Origin of the sequence: Sphingomonas cavernae (assembly GCF_003590775.1) — a bacterium.
Classification (GTDB): domain Bacteria; phylum Pseudomonadota; class Alphaproteobacteria; order Sphingomonadales; family Sphingomonadaceae; genus Sphingobium_A; species Sphingobium_A cavernae.
Genome location: NZ_QYUM01000004.1, coordinates 469,646 through 486,650, shown reverse-complemented (window position 1 = coordinate 486,650; position 17,005 = coordinate 469,646). Strand labels below are relative to the sequence as shown.

Annotated in this window: 23 protein-coding genes; 17 read left to right on the top strand and 6 right to left on the bottom strand. The window is 64.8% G+C overall.

What is annotated here, in order from left to right; all coding sequences use genetic code 11:
• Positions 1-12 precede the first annotated feature (12 nt).
• Genes D3876_RS17685 through D3876_RS17660 form a run of 6 tightly spaced genes read left to right on the top strand, consistent with a single transcriptional unit; the run spans position 13 to position 3,252 of the window.
• Complete coding sequence (locus D3876_RS17685; protein WP_182912055.1) at positions 13-402, top strand: response regulator; 390 nt, start codon at positions 13-15, stop codon at positions 400-402.
• Between the two features lie 3 nt (positions 403-405).
• The gene (locus D3876_RS17680; RefSeq protein WP_119764745.1) at positions 406-927 is read left to right on the top strand and encodes a chemotaxis protein CheD; all 522 of its coding nucleotides are present in this window, start codon (positions 406-408) and stop codon (positions 925-927) included.
• Positions 928-960: 33 nt separating this feature from the next.
• Positions 961-1,248 carry a hypothetical protein gene (locus D3876_RS17675; RefSeq protein WP_238475433.1) on the top strand — a complete coding sequence of 96 codons (288 nt, stop codon included), beginning with the start codon at positions 961-963 and terminating at the stop codon, positions 1,246-1,248.
• 7 nt (positions 1,249-1,255) lie between these two features.
• Positions 1,256-2,116 (top strand): flagellar motor protein MotB, encoded by an 861-nt coding sequence (locus D3876_RS17670; RefSeq protein ID WP_119764741.1) that lies wholly within the window; start codon positions 1,256-1,258, stop codon positions 2,114-2,116.
• Between the two features lie 16 nt (positions 2,117-2,132).
• On the top strand, positions 2,133-2,555 hold the full coding sequence (locus D3876_RS17665) for a hypothetical protein (RefSeq protein ID WP_119764739.1): 423 nt from the start codon (positions 2,133-2,135) through the stop codon (positions 2,553-2,555).
• A gap of 22 nt (positions 2,556-2,577) precedes the next feature.
• Positions 2,578-3,252: a PilZ domain-containing protein gene (locus D3876_RS17660; protein WP_119764737.1), complete on the top strand. Its 675-nt coding sequence runs from the start codon at positions 2,578-2,580 to the stop codon at positions 3,250-3,252.
• A 56-nt stretch (positions 3,253-3,308) separates the two neighbouring features.
• Here the strand turns inward: D3876_RS17660 and fliP are convergent, their stop codons facing one another.
• From fliP to D3876_RS17645, 3 genes are read right to left on the bottom strand one after another with little or no spacing between them, the layout of a single operon-like run.
• On the bottom strand, positions 3,309-4,043 hold the full coding sequence (gene fliP / locus D3876_RS17655) for a flagellar type III secretion system pore protein FliP (RefSeq protein WP_119764735.1): 735 nt from the start codon (positions 4,041-4,043) through the stop codon (positions 3,309-3,311).
• A complete protein-coding gene (locus D3876_RS17650; RefSeq protein WP_119764733.1) occupies positions 4,036-4,350 on the bottom strand; it encodes a FliO/MopB family protein in 315 nt (104 codons plus the stop codon). The genes fliP and D3876_RS17650 overlap by 8 nt, the downstream gene beginning before the upstream one ends.
• Position 4,351: 1 nt before the next feature.
• On the bottom strand, positions 4,352-4,585 hold the full coding sequence (locus tag D3876_RS17645) for a FliM/FliN family flagellar motor switch protein (protein WP_119764731.1): 234 nt from the start codon (positions 4,583-4,585) through the stop codon (positions 4,352-4,354).
• A 108-nt stretch (positions 4,586-4,693) separates the two neighbouring features.
• Between D3876_RS17645 and flgC the strand changes: the two genes are divergently transcribed.
• The 8 genes from flgC to D3876_RS17605 all read left to right on the top strand — a co-directional run bounded on the left by flgC (position 4,694) and on the right by D3876_RS17605 (position 9,641).
• Complete coding sequence (gene flgC / locus D3876_RS17640; protein ID WP_119764729.1) at positions 4,694-5,101, top strand: flagellar basal body rod protein FlgC; 408 nt, start codon at positions 4,694-4,696, stop codon at positions 5,099-5,101.
• A gap of 11 nt (positions 5,102-5,112) precedes the next feature.
• Positions 5,113-5,439, top strand: a complete 327-nt coding sequence (fliE, locus tag D3876_RS17635; RefSeq protein WP_119764727.1) for a flagellar hook-basal body complex protein FliE — start codon at positions 5,113-5,115, stop codon at positions 5,437-5,439.
• Between the two features lie 202 nt (positions 5,440-5,641).
• Positions 5,642-5,905: a flagellar biosynthetic protein FliQ gene (locus D3876_RS17630; protein WP_119764725.1), complete on the top strand. Its 264-nt coding sequence runs from the start codon at positions 5,642-5,644 to the stop codon at positions 5,903-5,905.
• A gap of 3 nt (positions 5,906-5,908) precedes the next feature.
• Positions 5,909-6,664 (top strand): flagellar biosynthetic protein FliR, encoded by a 756-nt coding sequence (gene fliR, locus D3876_RS17625; RefSeq protein WP_119764723.1) that lies wholly within the window; start codon positions 5,909-5,911, stop codon positions 6,662-6,664.
• Positions 6,665-6,667: 3 nt separating this feature from the next.
• On the top strand, positions 6,668-7,735 hold the full coding sequence (flhB, locus tag D3876_RS17620; protein ID WP_119764721.1) for a flagellar biosynthesis protein FlhB: 1,068 nt from the start codon (positions 6,668-6,670) through the stop codon (positions 7,733-7,735).
• A gap of 115 nt (positions 7,736-7,850) precedes the next feature.
• On the top strand, positions 7,851-8,930 hold the full coding sequence (locus D3876_RS17615) for a flagellar basal body P-ring protein FlgI (protein WP_119765653.1): 1,080 nt from the start codon (positions 7,851-7,853) through the stop codon (positions 8,928-8,930).
• A 41-nt stretch (positions 8,931-8,971) separates the two neighbouring features.
• Positions 8,972-9,229 (top strand): rod-binding protein, encoded by a 258-nt coding sequence (locus D3876_RS17610; RefSeq protein ID WP_238475432.1) that lies wholly within the window; start codon positions 8,972-8,974, stop codon positions 9,227-9,229.
• Entirely contained in the window at positions 9,219-9,641 is a 423-nt protein-coding gene (locus D3876_RS17605; RefSeq protein ID WP_119764717.1) for a flagellar biosynthesis protein FlgN, read from the top strand. Before D3876_RS17610 ends, D3876_RS17605 begins: the two co-directional genes overlap by 11 nt.
• Before the next feature lie 69 nt (positions 9,642-9,710).
• Here D3876_RS17605 and D3876_RS17600 read toward each other — a convergent pair whose 3' ends face one another.
• The 3 genes from D3876_RS17600 to D3876_RS17590 form a co-directional block, all read right to left on the bottom strand.
• Entirely contained in the window at positions 9,711-11,054 is a 1,344-nt protein-coding gene (locus D3876_RS17600) for a putative bifunctional diguanylate cyclase/phosphodiesterase (protein WP_182912052.1), read from the bottom strand.
• Between the two features lie 114 nt (positions 11,055-11,168).
• Positions 11,169-12,398, bottom strand: a complete 1,230-nt coding sequence (locus D3876_RS17595; RefSeq protein ID WP_238475431.1) for a LexA family transcriptional regulator — start codon at positions 12,396-12,398, stop codon at positions 11,169-11,171.
• Between the two features lie 132 nt (positions 12,399-12,530).
• Positions 12,531-13,226, bottom strand: coding sequence for an arylesterase (locus D3876_RS17590; RefSeq protein ID WP_420801978.1), 696 nt, complete (start codon positions 13,224-13,226; stop codon positions 12,531-12,533).
• 15 nt (positions 13,227-13,241) lie between these two features.
• On the opposite strand from D3876_RS17590, the gene D3876_RS17585 reads away from it, so the two are divergent.
• From D3876_RS17585 to D3876_RS17575, 3 genes are all read left to right on the top strand, one after another.
• The gene (locus D3876_RS17585; RefSeq protein ID WP_119764711.1) at positions 13,242-13,943 is read left to right on the top strand and encodes an ABC transporter ATP-binding protein; all 702 of its coding nucleotides are present in this window, start codon (positions 13,242-13,244) and stop codon (positions 13,941-13,943) included.
• A complete protein-coding gene (locus D3876_RS17580) occupies positions 13,940-16,465 on the top strand; it encodes an ABC transporter permease (RefSeq protein ID WP_119764709.1) in 2,526 nt (841 codons plus the stop codon). The genes D3876_RS17585 and D3876_RS17580 overlap by 4 nt, the downstream gene beginning before the upstream one ends.
• Positions 16,466-16,579: 114 nt before the next feature.
• A complete protein-coding gene (locus tag D3876_RS17575) occupies positions 16,580-16,897 on the top strand; it encodes a 2Fe-2S iron-sulfur cluster-binding protein (protein ID WP_119764707.1) in 318 nt (105 codons plus the stop codon).
• The last annotated feature ends 108 nt before the right edge of the window (positions 16,898-17,005 follow it).

The window sequence follows — 17,005 nt, the reverse complement described above, 5'->3', positions numbered from 1 at the left end:
TGGGAGCGGGTCATGCCGGCAGCGTCTGCAATTAAAGTAATGGTGGTCGACGATCAGACGAGTATGCGCGCGATGATCCGGCGCACGCTTCAGGATCTCGGGTTCAAGGACATTCGGGACAAGGCGGGGCCGGTCGAAGCGTTGGCCGCGATCAAGTCCGATCGCGTCCACCTGATCATCTCGGACTATAACATGCCCGACATGGACGGGCTCCAGTTTCTGGAAGCCGTGCGCGGTGATGCCGTGATCGGCAAGACCGTCTTCATCATGCTCACCGGCTCGGCCGACAAGGAGATCGTGCAGAAAGCGGCGGCGCTGGGCGTGAACAACTACGTGGTCAAGCCCTTCGCGCCCGCGGCGCTCAAGGAAAAGATCGAGCGCGTCTTCGGCGAGCTCACCTGATCCATGCGCCGCATCCCGATCGTACAGGGCGAGCACAGCGTAGTGGCTGAGCCCGATGTCGTGATCTCGACGCTGCTGGGTTCCTGCGTGGCCGTGTGCCTTCAGGATCCGGTGGCGCGCGTAGGCGGCATGAACCATTTCCTCCTCGGCGAGCCGGGGGCGGACAGTACGGTCGGGGCCGCTGACATGCAGCGCTATGGCGTCCATGCCATGGAGCTGCTGATCAACGGGATGATGAAGCATGGTGCAATCCGCACGCGGCTTCGCGCGCATCTTTATGGCGGCGCCAACATCATCGCCGGTCTGGGGGCGATCGGCAGCAGCAACGCCGCCTTTGCGCGCCAGTTCATGGAAACCGAAGGCATAGCGATCGGACGTTGCGAGCTGGGCGGGACCCATGCGCGCAAGGTGGAATTCATGCCCTATGAAGGGCGGGTGCGCGCGACGACCGTCGCCAACGCGCCGCCGCCGGTCATCAAGCCAAAGCCCGTCGCCGAACCGGCAGGCGACGTCGAACTATTCTGAGCAACCCACGGACGGAAGATCGGTCGAGAGATGATGATCACACAGACAGACCTGCTGAGCACCTCGCTCTGCGCGGCGGTGGCCGAGGAGATCCGCGGCGTGCGCGCGATCATCGAGCAGCTTGCCGAGACGCTGGTTTGTGACGAGCGCTTCGCCACCGACTATCTCGACCAGTTGCAGTCGTTCGATCTCGTCATCCAGCAGGCCGACGAGAGCGCCGACCTGCTCGATCGCGTGGCGCAGGGGCAGACCATCCACGAGGCAATCGACCGGGTGCGGCTGACCGTAATCCAGGAGCGGCTGCGCGCCGCGATCGGCTGAGGACGTCATGGCACAGGACGACTACGCGCCGATCATCATCCGCAAGGTCAGGAAGCACAAGCATGCAGCCCACCATGGCGGTGCGTGGAAGGTCGCCTATGCCGACTTCGTGACCGCGATGATGGCGTTCTTCATGCTGCTCTGGCTGCTCGCCAATCCCAACAAGGCGCAGCTCAAGGGACTGGCCGAATATTTCTCGCCAGCGACCTCGAAGGACTCGCCCGCGGCGACGCTGACCTCGAGTCCCGGCAGCCAGCCCGGTCTGGGCGGACGCAGTCGTCGCGCCCAGGCAAACGACCCCCAATCGATAGGCCAGCCTTCGGCCGAAGCGGGGACGAATGGCGCGGCGCGCGGCGGCACCGCCGATGTTCCCGAAGCCGCGCTGCGCGTTCTCGCTGATGAGATGATGATCTCGATCGAACCGCCTGCCGAGACGCCCGATGCGAAGCGCAATGTCCGCGTGGAACCGACACGCGACGGCGTGCGCGTCCATCTGGTCGACAGCGCCAATCGCTCGATGTTCAAAGGGCCGACCGCCGAACTCAACGACTATGCGCGCCAGATGCTGACGCGGATCGCGCGCAAACTGATCAAGACCGGCGCACAGATCGCAATCGAGGGGCACACCGATTCCGCGGGCGGGCAGAGCGAGGCCAACTGGCACCTGTCGAGCGAACGCGCACTCGCCGCGCGTTCGGCCATGGTTGCTGCGGGGCTGACGCCCGACCGCTTTTCGGAGGTGGTGGCCAAGGCCGGTTCGGAGCCGATCTATCCCGATCGCCCCGATCGCCCCGAGAACCGCCGGATCACGATCGTGATCCTCGCAGAATCGTCCGCGCTGCCGCGCGACGTGAGCTTCGCATTCTGAGCGCGGGAGGCATGCTGTGAAGGGGTTACTTGTATCCGCGCTGGTTCTGACGCTGGGCATAGGCGTGGGCGGCGGGGCCGCGTTCGGCACGAGCATGGCGCTCGGCGCCAGGCCACAGCTTCAGGAGTCGACCGAGTTCGTGCCCACGGGCACGGTACTCGCGCCGCTGGTTTTCGCCGATGGCCGTCTTTCGGGCTACGTCTCGTTCGAGGTGCAGCTCGAGGTGGCGGCCGGCACGCGCGAGGACGTGGAGGCGCGACTGCCGATCCTGCTTAACGCGATCAACATGCGCACCTATCGCACCCCCATGGCCAGCGGCCGTGACGGACTGATCCCGAGCCTGTCCGCGTTCCGCAAGGTCGTCATCGAAGCCGCCGCCGAGACCTATGGCAAAGGCGTGATCCGTCGCGCTGTGGTCACCCAGGCTTCGCCCGTTTGAGTTGGTTTTCGAGGAGAGACCCATGACCTTGCTGTCGTTCGACCATCCCGAGAACAGCCTCGATACGCCGACGCGCGATGCATCGTCGACGCCGGTGGCGCCGCGCGCGCCGCGCACGTTGACGCTGCTGCTCGTCGGGCGCGTGATCGGGGACAGGCGCGACGCGCTTTGCCGCATCCGCAACCTTTCCGAAGGCGGGTTGAGGGCCGAAGTCCGCGCACGCTTCACGCTGGGAGAAAGCGTCCGCATCGAGTTCCGCAACAGCGACGCCGTGACGGGCGTGGTGCGCTGGACCGATCGCAAGGCGATCGGCGTCCAGTTCGATGCGCCGGTAGACGTCGAGCGCCTGCTGGCCGAATCCACGACGGTGCGGCGCAAGGGCGCTCCCGCACCGCGCGCACCACGACTGCCGACAAGTTGCTGGGCAGATATCCGCATTGACGGGCATCCTCAGCGCGCCTCGCTGCTCGATCTTTCACAGGGCGGGGCGAAACTGCGTACCCGGACGCCGCTGGAAATGGGCGCGATCCTGATTTTGTCCGTGCCGGGGCTCGAGCCGATGCGAGGCGTCGTTCGCTGGGTGCGCGGCGACAATGCCGGCATCGCTTTCCTCGAGCCGATCGCCTTTGCGGCCCTTGCTGCGTGGCTCGATGATCCGGCGACGCGTTATGCGGCTGCCGTGGCATGGGGCGAATGATGCGCCATGTAACCAGGTCGGCAGGACGCGGACCTGGTTACATGGCGGAAGCCTGATCAGCCGGGTCCGCCAAAGCTCTTGATCAGCGATCCTGCAATGAGTGCCCAGCCATCCACGAGGACGAAGAAGATGATCTTCATCGGTAGCGATATCGTCGCGGGTGGCAGCATCATCATGCCCATCGCCATCAGCACCGCGGCGACCGCGAGGTCGATGACAAGAAAGGGCAATAGCAGCAGGAAACCGATCTCGAAGGCGCGACGCAGCTCGGAGATCATGAAGGCCGGCATTAGCGTCGTCATCGGCAGCTCCGCGCGCGTCGCGGGCTTCTTGCCCGAAAGCTCGACGAAAAGCTGCACGTCCTCGTCGCGGACATGCTTGAGCATGAAGGCGTGAAACGGCTTGGAGGTCCGCTCGAACGCCTGCGCTTCGCTGATGCGCCCCTCATTATAGGGCGTAACACCCTGTTTCCACGCCTGATCGAAAGTCGGCGCCATGACGAAGAAGGACAGGAACAGCGCGAGGCTGATGATGACCGGGTTGGGCGGGACGCCGGGCGCGCCGATGCCTGTGCGGAGCAGCGAGAGCGCGACGACGATGCGCGTGAACGAGGTGACCGTCATCAATATGCCCGGCGCAAGGCTTAACACGGTCAACATCAGGACGAGCTGGATCGCGCGGCCCGAAATCGAACCCTCGCCAAGATTGGCCGACACGCTCTGCGCGAGCGCCGGCTCAGCAAAAACAAGCGTCAGCAGGCCGGTGAATGCGAGAAAACAGATCTTACGCATGAGGCTTCGCCTTGGTGCCTGGTTTGGATGTGATCGCGGTTTCGAGCATCAGCAGCCCTTCGGGGGCGATCATCACGAGATGCTCCTTGTTGTCGCGGCGGATGAGCGCGACCGAGCGGCGCGCGTCGATGGAAAGCCGTTCGACGATCTCGATGCGGCGGGAGCCCGCACCGGCGCCGATGAGGCCACCGATCACGCCTCCAGGCAGCTTTATTTCGTAGCGTCGCACGGCCCAGAGTGCGCCGGCGAGCAAGCCGAGCACCACGCCAAGCGCACCCAGCGTGCGGAGCAGCGATAGGAAATCCATCTCAGCGACCGCGCTGCACGACTTCGATGATCTCGAGCGACATGTGTTCGCCGTCGACGAGCACCTTGCCTTTCGCGACCAGCTCGTCGTTCACATAGACCAGTGTGGGGTCATTGTGGCCGCAATCGAGCGGGATCATCGCCCCGCGGCTCATCTTCAGTACCTGACGGATCGGAATGTCGGTCGATCCGAGCACGATCGACAGATCAATGGGAATACCCTCGAGCACAGACATGTGTGTCTCCTTTCAAGGGCGTTATAGGAATAATTTTATGGGAACCTCCGGCACTAGGCAAAAAATGCCTATAAGAGGGATGTCGGCAGCGTGTTTGCTGGAGGAACCATGGATTTGAAGTCTTCTATCGGCGTTTCTGCATCGGGCCTGCGTGCGCAGTCGCTCCGAATGCGTGTGATCGCCGAGAACCTCGCCAACCAGGATTCTGTGGCGCGCACCGCGGGCGGCGATCCCTATCGCCGTCGTGTCGCGACTTTCAAGGCCGAGGTCGATCGCGCGAGTGGTGCGACCAATGTCACGGTGAAATCGATCGAGGGGGACAAGAGTGATTTCCCGCAGATCTATCAGCCAGGTAATCCCGCGGCCAACGCGCAGGGATACGTCCGCCGGCCCAATGTGAACGGCCTGATCGAATCCGCCGACATGAAGGCCGCGCAGCGGTCCTACGAAGCTAATCTCAACGCGATCGAGGCCGCGCGCGGCCTGACGATGCGCACCATCGACCTGCTCAAATAAGAGGAAGAACAATGTCCATTGGAGCTCTTGACGCTGCGTCCGCCTACGGACGCGCGATGACCGGTATTGCGTCCAAAACAGGGGACGTCGAAAACGCCGCCCCCACCGCCGCGCCCGCATCGGGCGGCTTCGGCGCGATGATCGAGAACATGGTGACCGACGCCGCGGGCTCGCTCCGTCAGGCCGAGGCCGCCAGCGCGCAGCAGGTGGCGGGAAAGGGCGATCTGATCGACGTCGTCACCGCGATCGGGGCGGCCGAGACCGCGCTCGACACCGTGGTCGCTGTGCGCGACCGCGTGGTCAGCGCCTATTCCGAAATCATGCGCATGCAGATCTGACGGCTGGCAAGCCACGGCCACCCACCGCTTATCCTGAGGAGGGACTGAGCGTGGCGAAGCATGTCCTGAGCGCCTGCCTTGGCAGGCAGTCGAAGGGACCCGTCTCGAAGGACCGGCACCCATGTCCTTCGAGACGCCGTTTCGGCTCCGCTCAACGGCTCCTCAGGACGAGCGGTTAGTTGGACATTCGAAGGCAACACATATGGACTCCTTTCAGGCAATGGAGCTGGCCAAGGCCGGGCTGCTGCTGACGCTGACGATCGTCGGGCCGATGCTGATCGCCTCGCTGATCGTCGGCGTCGCGATCGGCCTGTTTCAGGCGCTGACGCAGATTCAGGAAATGACGCTCACCTTCGTCCCCAAGATCCTGGTGATGGGCATCGTCATGCTGCTTTCGCTGCCGATGATCGGTTCGGCGCTCTCCGCCTTCATGGCGCGGATCGCGGACATCATTGTCGCCGGCTGAACCATGACCGATCTGCCTTTCGACGCGACGGCCTTCCTCATCCTGTTCGCACGGATCGGGGCGGTACTGATGCTGCTCCCCGCCTTTTCGGAGGATGCAATCCCGCCGCGCGTGCGCTTGTTGCTCGCGCTGGGCTTTACGGCGGGATTGTTCGGGTTGCTTGAGGGGCGCGTCTCACCCGTGATCCGTTCGGACACAGCGCTGCCCGGCATTATCATCGCCGAAACGCTTGTCGGGATCGCGATGGGCATGATCATCCGCATTCTTTTCAATGCTGCCGCAATGGCTGGCGCAATTGTATCGATGCAGGTCGGCCTGTCCTCGGCGCTGATCGCGGACCCCGCCTTGGGCGGGCAATCCACCTTGCTCGCACGCCTCGTCACGGTTGCGGCTGCGGTCACGTGCATGGCGATGGGCGTGCATCATCTCTGGATCGCATCGATGGTGCACAGCTACACGCTGTTTCCCATCGGCGGCCTGCCCCCGGCCGAGGATTTCGCGCGGCTCGCGGTGCAGACCACGGGCAGCGCCATGGCGCTCGCGCTCAGCCTGTCTGCGCCGCTGCTCGTCTATGGCATCGTCTTCAACGTGGCGCTTGGCCTTGCGGCGCGTATGGCTCCCGCGATCCAGGTTTTCTTCATCACCCAGCCGCTCAACATCCTGCTCGGTCTCGCGCTGTTCGCGGTCACGATCGGCACGGCGCTCACCGCCTTCGCACAGGCCATGGCGGCCTATTTCCAGAATGGATGGAGCCTCTAGGCCATGTCTGACAGCGACAAGGACAACAAGACCGAGGAACCGACCCAGAAGAAGCTGGATGACGCGCGCGCCAAGGGCGACGTCGCAAGCGCGCCCGAAATGCGCCATGCCGTAATGTTCGTGGCGATCGTCGCGATGGCCGGCGGGGTGGGGGCAATGGCGCTGTCCAGCCTTGGCGCGATGTTCGTCCGGCTCTGGGGCAGCGCCGACGATTTCGCGATGGAACCCGAGGGTGCACAGAACCTGATCGGCGGCGTGCTCGTGCAGCTTGGGTTGTCGCTTGCGCCGGTCGCCGGCCTGCTCTTTGGCTGCGCGCTGCTCACGATGTTTCTGCAGGGAAGGCCGACGCTCTCCTGGTCGCGCGTCAGCCCCAAATGGTCCAAGCTCAATCCGATGACGGGTCTCGGCCGCTTGCTCGGCAAGCGGGCGCTGGTCGAGTTCGCCAAGACGCTCGCCAAGTTCTTCGTCATCTGCATCGTGGCGGTCATCGTCGTCTGGCCCAAGGCGGTCGCGTTCGACCAGCTCATTGGTTCGGACCCGGGCGCGATCGGGCAGGCGGCCGTGGAACTCGTCTATCAGATGATCAAGACGGTCGCGATTCTCGTGGTGATGCTTGCGGGCTTCGACTTCGTCTATCAGCGCCGCGCCTATATGAAAAAGATGCGGATGAGCCTGCAGGAGCTCAAGGACGAGCTGAAGCAGAGCGACGGCGATCCCAAGATCAAGGCCAAGATCCGCCAGATCCGCATGCAGCGCGCGCGCAAGCGGATGATGGCCGCGGTGCCTGGCGCCAGCGTGATCATCACAAATCCGACGCACTATGCGGTCGCGCTCAAATATGAGCATGGCGACATGGCCGCTCCGATCGTGGTCGCCAAGGGGGTCGACGCAGTCGCGCTCAGGATTCGCGAGATCGCGGGCGACAACAAGGTGCCGATCGTCGAGAGCCCCCCATTGGCGCGCGCGCTCTATGCCGCGGTCGACATCGACCATCCCATTCCGATCGAGCATTACGCCGCCGTCGCCGAGATCATCGGCTATGTCATGCGCCTCGCGCGCAAGGCCGCCTGATGCGCGCAAAATCACGCCCTGCCGCCGCCATCGCGCCCGCCTTCATCCTATAAGGACTATGATGCGAACCTCATCCAGCTTCAGCGCGCGCGCGCTATTCTTCGCCTCCGCGGCGATGCTCGCCGCGTGCGTCGTGACCCCCGCGCAGGCCGGGCCAGCGCCGCGGATCAAGGACATCGTCGATGTCGAGAATGTCCGCGGCAACCAGCTCGTCGGCTATGGTCTCGTCGTCGGCCTTGCCGGCACGGGTGACCGCATCCGCAACGTTCCCTTCACCGAAGAGACGATGCAGGCGATGCTCGAACGGATGGGCGTCAATATTCGCGGCACCCAGATGCGGACAGAGAATGTCGCTGCAGTTTCGGTGACCGCCACAATGCCGGCCTTTGCGCGCACGGGATCGACGATCGACGTCCAGGTCTCGGCGCTTGGCGACTCCACCAGTCTTCAGGGGGGCACGTTGCTCGTGTCGTCGCTCCGCGCGCTCGATGGCGAGATCTATGCGGTGGCGCAGGGTCCTGTCGCGATCTCGGGTTTCCAGGCGCGCGGTCAGGCGGCCAGCGTGACGCGCGGCGTATCCACGTCGGGGCGCATCGCGGGCGGCGCGATCATCGAGCGTGAGGTGCCCTATGCGCTGAAATCGGCGTCGAGCCTCAAGCTCGCGCTCAAGAATCCGGATTTCACCACCGCGCACCGCATTGCCGACGCGATCAATCGCCAGGCGATGGGAGCGGCCGAGGTGCTTGACCCCGCCACGGTCGAACTGCGCTCGCGCGATGGCGCGCCCGGCAGCGTGATCGAACTCGTCGCGCGCATCGAGAATCTGCCCGTCGAGGTCGATTTGCCCGCGCGTGTCGTGATCAACGAGGCGTCGGGTACCGTGGTGATGGGCGCGGACGTTCGGGTCAGCCCCGTCGCGATCGCGCAGGGCGGGCTCACCATCAGCGTTTCCGAAACGCCGATCGCATCGCAACCCGAGCCGTTCTCGGACGGCGAGACAGTGGTGCTCCCGCGGACGCAGATCGATGTCGACGACGGCAGCGGCCGTTCGCTCGCGATGCTTGGCGGCGGTGCCTCGCTCCAGTCGCTCGTCTCCGGCCTCAACGCGCTCGGTGTGAGCCCCCGCGACCTGATCACCATTCTTCAGGCGCTCCGCAGCGCGGGCGCACTCCAGGCCCAAATAGAGGTGCAATGATGGATCCTACGTCTTCGCTGCCGCCGTCACAGGCGCCGCAGATGCCCAGGCCGGCCCGCGATATGGCAACCACCGCGCGCGAGTTCGAGGCGGTGTTCGTGGGTCAGATGACCAAGCTCATGGTGGAGATGGTGGAAACCGACACCGGCTTTTCAGGCGGCCATGCCGAAGAGATGTTCCGCGGCATCCTTGCCGAGCAGATGGGCAACGAGATCGCGAAACGCGGCAATTTCGGGCTGGCGCCGATGGTGCTGGATCAGATGATCAGGATGCAGGAGGGTGCTGCCAATGGCCAGTAATGTGATCGATGTCATGGCTTCGCTGACGCTGATCATGAACGAGGAGACCGACCGGTTGCGCGGGCATGAGCGCGCACTCGATCTCGCCGAACTCGCAACCGCGAAGGTGCGGCTCGTCGGCGTCCTTGAAACCGAGCTTGCGCGTGTCAATCGCGAGCAGCCCGGCTGGACCGAGGCACTCGACGACGAAGAGCGCGACGCGCTCGCCAGCGCCCTGATCGCTCTCGGCGACGCGTCGACAGCCAATGCCGCGATCCTCGAGCGTCAGATCGACCTGTCGGCCGAGATGATGGGTGCGGTTGCCGCCGAAGCCAAGCGGCTTTCGGGCAGCCGCACGTCGACCTATGGCGCACGCGGCGATTTGTCGCACATGGATCTGGCGACGCCGATCTCGGTCAATTCGGAATATTGAGCGAGGGGCAACCCTCCAACCAAAAATATCTGATGTCGCCCAGCTTTCGCTGGGGCGACATTGTGAAGTTCAGTTCTGCCCCACAGCACGGAGCAGGTTCGGGTCGTCCTCCAGCTCGATGACCATTCGCAGCGTCGCTGCCGGTGGGAGCGGACGGCCGAACAGGAAGCCCTGACCATAGGTGCAACCAAGGTTCGACAGCATGGTTGCCTGTTCGAGCGTTTCGATTCCTTCGGCGGTCACGGGCATGCCCAGGCTCTGCCCCAGGTCGACGATCGCTTTCACGATCTTGCTGCCCGCAAAGCCGTCGAGCGCCTCAATGAATGACCGATCGATCTTGATCCGGTCGAACTGCAACTCGCGCAGATGGTGCAGGCTCGAATACCCCGTTCCGAAATCGTCCAGCGCCACCTTCACCCCGGCGTTGCGCAGCGACGTGATCGTCGCGCGCGCCAGCTCGACATCGCGCACGAGCGCGCTTTCGGTGATCTCGACGATCAGCCGGCCCGGCGCGATTCCGCCGGCATAGAGTATCTGGAGCAGCCTCAACGGCAGGTCGGGATCGCAGATCTGGATGGGCGAAACATTGATCGACAATGTCAGGTGCGCTGGCCAGCTCCTGAGGTCGCGGCAGGCCTGACGCAGCAACGTGAAGCAGAGGTCGTTGATCGCGTCCAGATCTTCGGCGATCGGAATGAAGGTGCCGGGGTCGAGCATGCCGCGCTGCGGATGGTTCCACCGCGCAAGGCTCTCGAAGCCCACCAGATCCGCGGAACGCAACGAAAAGATCGGCTGATAGTAGGCGATGATCTCGCCGCGCTGAATGCCCGACCGCAGATCGTCCTCCAGCGCCGCGCGGTCGCGCAGGTCAACGTCCATGGAGGGTTCGAACGCGCAAAATGCGCCGCCTCCATCGCGCTTGGCGCGCGACATCGCGATGCACGCCGCGCGGAGCAGATCGGTGGCAGCGCTCGTGCCACTTTCGTCCACCGCGAAGCCCACCGACGCGCCGACATCGACGACCCTTCCGCAGACATCTATCGGGAGCGAAACCGTATCGAGGATCCGACGCGCGAGACTTTCGGCCATCCCGTCGCCGCGCATATGCGGGACAAGAAGCGCAAATTCGTCACCGCCCAGATGAAGCAGCCGCATATGCTCGTCGGTCGTGCGGCGGAGCCGCTCGGCCGCCACTCTGAGCACCTGGTCGCCGGCAGCATGGCCACACAGATCATTGACGAGCTTGAAGCGATCCAGGTTGACGACGAGCAGCGAGACGGTTTTGGGCAATTGGCCCTGCAATCGCGTCTCCGTGAGCAGTTCGGCGAGCATCGATCGTGGTGGCAGCCCCGTCAGCGGATCTTGCGGCGCGGTTGCCGTCTCCGATGACAGTTGCTGAGTGGGACCAGACAACAAACATTCTGCCCAACGGGGTACGCGCATACCATGGTCCTAATCGGTGCCCAGTAGCATCATTATAGGAGGTAAGCGGACACCGGGGCCCCCGGACACTAATATCGTATCAAACTATTCGAACACCGCGCCGATCACGGTTGCCACATTGACCGGGTCGAGGCTGTCCATGACCATCTCGCGGTCCGGGTTCAGGCTATGGCCCATCATGCGACCATCGCGATCGAAGGTAATCGACAAAAGGCGCAGGCCGCCTTCTTCGCGGATCACCGCGATTCCTCCGGCCGAGGGGAAGCGATCGGGGTCTACAATCACCGTGGCGCGGCCGGGCAATGCGGGCCCCAGCGACGGACGGCAGACGCGAAGCCCGAAGGCATTGGCCCCTGCGATGCGCGGCGCCTCGACCGTGGCCCCGGTCGCGGTACGTGCGATCAGTCCGTCGTTCAGCGGCGTACCGAAAACGGGCAGCAGCCGAACTGTCGCCGTGTCCGAAGCCTGGATCGCGGCCATCACCGCCGAGGGCTGCTGCGCGGCGGTCGAATGTGGGGCGGCTTCGGGCGTGCGGCGCGGCGGCGGACCCTTGGCTGTCTGATGCTCCGTGACGGCTGATGGCTTGCCAGCCACTGCATCGAGCTCGGTACGCAAGGCCGCGACCTTTGCGCGGGTCTTCGCGATCCTCAGTTCGGGATTGGCGATCTGTGCAAGATAGGGCGCAAGCGTGCCGCTTTCATGCGCATCGGTTACCGCGGCGCGCAGAGCCTTGATGTCATGCACGCCGAAGATGCGGCACAGCGCGATCAATGTGGCGTCGTTCCAGCGGTCCAGCGTCTTGTAGGCGTTTTCGAGACGCGACAGGATCACGGGCGGAATGCCGTACACGGTCTCGATCGCGGCGATCGAAAGCCCGGCGTCGGCATCGCGACGCGCACGCAGCGCCGCAGCCAGAAGCACCGCGAAACTGTCCTCCGCAACGTCGAAGGCCGCAGGATCCTGGAATTCGGAGGCCCACCGCGCGATGTCGAAGCCCGGATCGTCAATGTCGACGAGCAACTGCCCCGGTTTCACGCCGAGTGCGCGGGCGATCGCGACAAGTTCCTCGGCGCGTGCCACCACCTCGCCGCGCTCGATCTTGGACAGGCGGATATAAGGAATGGCGGGAATATGCTGCGATAGGGCAAGCAGCTTGGGAAAGCCGCTGCGCCGGCGCCATTCACGGATTCTATTGGGAAAGATCGTCCAGCGATGCCGGTCGATGATAGCGGTATCCAAGAGCTTCGGCGTCGGCGGATGCTCGGTGACGCGGCGAACCAGATCGGCGTACGAAGTGCCATGACTCCGTTTCATATGGATGCCGCGCCGTCCTTTTTCTGTTGGGCTCTGGTCGCCCGAGCGGCTGCATAACGCCGCTTCTCCTTTGAAGTCAATATTATGGGATATGCTGGCTCATAGTCATGGCAATGCGACGAATGGCCGCAACTATTCGTCCAAAGCCCCCGACACTTGGGGCGCGACATGGCTGACCACGACGTCGACGCCCCGGTCATTGGGGTGGATGCCATCGGGCAGCAGCAGGTCGCGGCGTCCGACAACACCATCGAGGAAAAAGGGATAGAGCGTCGCGCCGTGCTTGCGCGCCAGTTCGGGATAGATGCGATTGAATGCCGCGGCGTAATCGGCGCCCAGATTGGGGGCGGCGAGCATGCCGGTCAGCATCGTCCTGACGCCTCGCTTGTCGAGTTCGCTCAGGATCGCGTCGAGATTGGCGCGCGTCGCCTCGGGGCTCAGCCCTCTCAGCATGTCATTGCCCCCCAGCCCGACGATGACGAGATCGGGCTTGCGCGCCAACCCGTCGAGCACGAAGGAAAGGCGCTGCAGCCCGGCCGCGCTGGTATCGCCCGAAACGCCGGCATTAAAGACCTGCGCTTTGACGCCCCCGGCGCTAAGCGCGCGTTCGAGCGCGGGAGCGAAACCCTGATCCTGGGCGAGGCCATAGCCCGCAAACAGGCTGTCCCCAAAGGCGACGACGAGTTTTGTGTCCTTTGCGGGCACGACGCTAGCGGCGGCATTTTCCTCGCGCAGCGTGGACTGTTGTTGGGGCGCGTCAGCAGAACAGCCTGCCACCACATGGACAAGCGCGAGTAATGACCCATATTGAGCGAGCTTCGTCGCCAAGGAGTTTTCCTTTTCATGCATGCACCTGTCGATGCCCCCACTATTGCGATCCGCGCGCGCAATGTCACGCTCTCGCTCGGCACGCGCGCCACGCCCGTCGAAATTCTGAAGGGCATCGATCTCGAAATCGGTCGCGGCGAAAGCCTCGCGATCCTTGGGGCCTCGGGATCGGGCAAGTCGTCGCTGATGGCGGTGCTGTCGGGACTCGAGCGCGCGAGCGGGGGCGAAGTGATAGTCGCCGGGGTCGATTTCGGCGCGCTCGACGAGGATGCGCTGGCGCGCGCACGGCGTGGACGGATCGGCATCGTCCTCCAGTCCTTCCACCTGCTGCCCACCATGACCGCCCTGGAGAATGTCGCGGTGCCGCTCGAGCTCGCCGACCATGAGGACGCCTTTGCGCGCGCCGCCGAAGAGCTTGTGGCGGTCGGCCTCGGCCATCGTCTCGATCACTATCCCGCGCAGCTTTCGGGCGGCGAGCAGCAGCGCGTGGCGATCGCGCGTGCGGTCGCCCCACGCCCCGGGATCATCTTCGCTGACGAGCCGACGGGCAATCTCGATGCGGCCACCGGCGCCACGGTGATCGACATGCTTTTCGCGCGGCAGGCGGCGTCGGGCGCGACGCTCGTCATGATCACGCATGATCCATCGCTGGCCGAGCGCTGCGACCGGATCGTTGAGATGCGCGACGGCCGGATCGTCGCGGACCGCCGCGCATGACCGCACTGGACTGGCGGACAAGCTGGCGCATCGCGCGCCGCGACCTCCATGCGGGCTTCCGCGGATTGCGCTTGCTCTTCATCTGCCTGTTCCTCGGCGTGGCGACATTGGCCGCGATCGGCAGCCTGACCGCGGCGATCACCGACGAGCTTGCGGCGCGCGGGCAGACGCTGCTCGGCGGCGATATCGAGGTCGCCATGACGCAGCGCGAGGCGAGTGCGTCGGAAAAACAGACATTGCGCGACGTTGGCCGGCTCAGCGAGACGATCCGTATGCGCGCGATGGCGCAGCGTAGCGATGCGGGGCAGGGGACTGTTCCCGCGGCGGTGCTCACCGAACTCAAGGGCGTCGATGTCGCCTATCCGCTCTATGGTACGCTCGCGCTGCGTAGCGGCATTTACGCGCGCAACCTGCCTCCCGATCAGATCGTGATCGGCGATGCGCTTGCCGAGCGGTTGCAGCTCCGCCCCGGTGATCGCCTCCGTTATGGCGCCGCGCTTTTCACGATCCGCGACATCATCGACGACGAACCCGATCGCGTGGGTGAGGGGTTCACGCTGGGGCCCGTCGCGCTGGTCTCGATCGAGGGGCTGCGGCGGACGGGGTTGATCCAGCCCGGCAGCCTCTATGAGAGCAAATATCGTCTTCGACTGGTCGAGGGCGCCGACGCCGCATCGACACGCGCCGCGCTCGAGAAGCGCTTCACGTCGGCGGGTTGGGAATTCAAGGACCGCGATCGCGCAGCGCCCGGCGCCAATCGCTTCTTCGAACGCATGGGGCAGTTCCTGTCGCTGATCGGGCTGGCGGCGCTGGTGATTGCGGGGATTGGCGTCAGCAACGGCGTTTCCTCCTATCTCATGCTCAAGCGCGACGGGATCGCCACGTTCAAGGTGCTCGGCGCAACGTCCGGCGACATCCAGCGCATCTATCTGCTTCAGGTCGGCGCGGTCGGGCTGCTCGCGATTATGTGCGGCGTTGTGCTGGGCGCGCTCCTGCCGCCCGCGATCGTCGCACTGGCGGGCGACGCCTTGCCCGTCCAGCCGGGCCTCCGCATCCATTCGCTGCCCTTGCTGACCAGCGCGGCCTATGGCCTTCTCATCGCCTTCATCTTTACGCTGCCACCGCTCGCGCGCGCACGGACGCAGCCGGCCGCCGCAATATTTCGCGCGCTCGTCGAGACTGGATGGCGGCTAGACCGCCAGAGCGTCCTGGTCGTCGCGGCCGCCATCGTCGCGCTGCTCGCGCTTGCGTTGCTGACCGCGCGAGAGCCGATCTTTTCGGCCGCAGTTCTCGGCGCCGTCGCGGCGGTACTCCTCCTGCTACTATTGTTGGGGCTCGCGGTCAGCCGGCTGGCGCGACGGATACCGCGGCCCAGGCGGCCGCTATGGCGGCTGGCGATCGCCAATCTGTACCGGCCGGGCGCACAGACATCTGCGCTCGTCGTGGCGCTGGGGCTCGCGCTCACCTTGTTCGTTACGCTGGCGGGCATCCAGACCAGTCTCGATGCCGAGATCAGCCGCACCGTTCCCAAAAAGGCGCCCAATCAGTTCGTGCTCGACATTCCCGCCGCGGAGCAAGGTCGTTTCCGCGCAATCGTGGAGAAGGAGGCGCCCGGAGCGGAGCTCAATATGGTGCCCGCGCTGCGCGGCACGATCGTCGCCTATGCCGGGCAACGCGTCGCTGATCTGAAGGAGATTCCCGAGGGCGCGTGGTTCCTGCGCGGCGAGCGCGGCGTGACCTATAGCGCGAAGCTTCCCGAGGGCAGCGACCTGGTGGCCGGGACATGGTGGCCCGCCGACTATGCGGGACCGCCGCTGATTTCGCTCGATCAGGAGGCCGCCAAGACGCTTGGCATCGGCGTGGGGGATATGCTCACGGTCAGCGTGCTCGGCCGCGAGATCGAGGCGCGCATCGCCTCGCTCCGGCAGGTCAACTGGGACACGATGGGGTTCAACTATGTCCTCGTCTTCTCACCCAACACGCTCAGCGGTGCGCCGCACACGGTTGCCGCAACGATCACGATGCCGGCCGACCGCGAGCCAGCGGTGACGCGCGCAGTGCTCGGCGCCTTCGCCGGCGTGTCGATCATCGCGGTGGGCGAGGTGATCGGGCAGGTGAGCGCGCTGCTGACCCAGATGTCGGGCGCGATCGTCGCCGCCGCGTCGGTTGCGATTCTCGCCGGGATCGCGGTGCTGATCGGCGCGATCGCGGCCTCGCGACAGGCGCGCAGCTATGACAGCGTCATCCTCAAGACGCTCGGCGCCACGCGGATTCAGGTGCTCGGCGCGCAGGCGATCGAATATGTGCTGCTCGCCTCGGTCCTCGCGCTGCTATCGCTGGTGCTCGGCAGCGCTGCCGCGTGGTATGTGATCGTGCAGGTCTTTGATTTTGGCTGGGCGCCCGACTGGAATGTCGTGCTGGGAACGCTGTTCGTCGGCGCGCTTCTGACGCTCGGCATCGGTCTGGCCGGATCGATTCCGTTGATGTCGGTGCGCCCCGCGCGCGCGCTCAGGCAGCTCTGACGGCAAGGACATTCCGCACGAAATGGCGAGGCGCAATGCGGGCTTGGCCCAAACAGCTTGATTTGTGCGTTTCGCTCGGGGATAGGGCGCACGATCGGAATGGGAGACAGGTGGATGCCGAAGCTGGTTGTCGTGACGCGCGACGGAACCGAACATGTGGTCGAGGGTGAAACTGGCCTTTCGGTCATGGAGGTCATCCGCGACGCCGGTTTCGACGAGTTGCTCGCGCTGTGCGGCGGCTGCTGCTCATGCGCAACCTGTCACATTCACGTCGACGAGGACTTCGCCGACAAGGTGCCGGCGATGAGCGAGGACGAGAACGACCTGCTCGACAGCTCGGATCACCGCGACGGGACTTCGCGCCTGTCGTGCCAGATTCCGTTCAACGACGCCCTGGACGGCCTGCGCGTCACCATCGCGCAGGAAGACTGAGCTCAACCCCCGACAATGTCGGCTTTCGCTGGGGCGATGCGCTTTGGTTTGAATAACTTGTGCGTTGAACGATTAGGTTGGATCCCTCTGGGCCGCTCATCCTGAGGA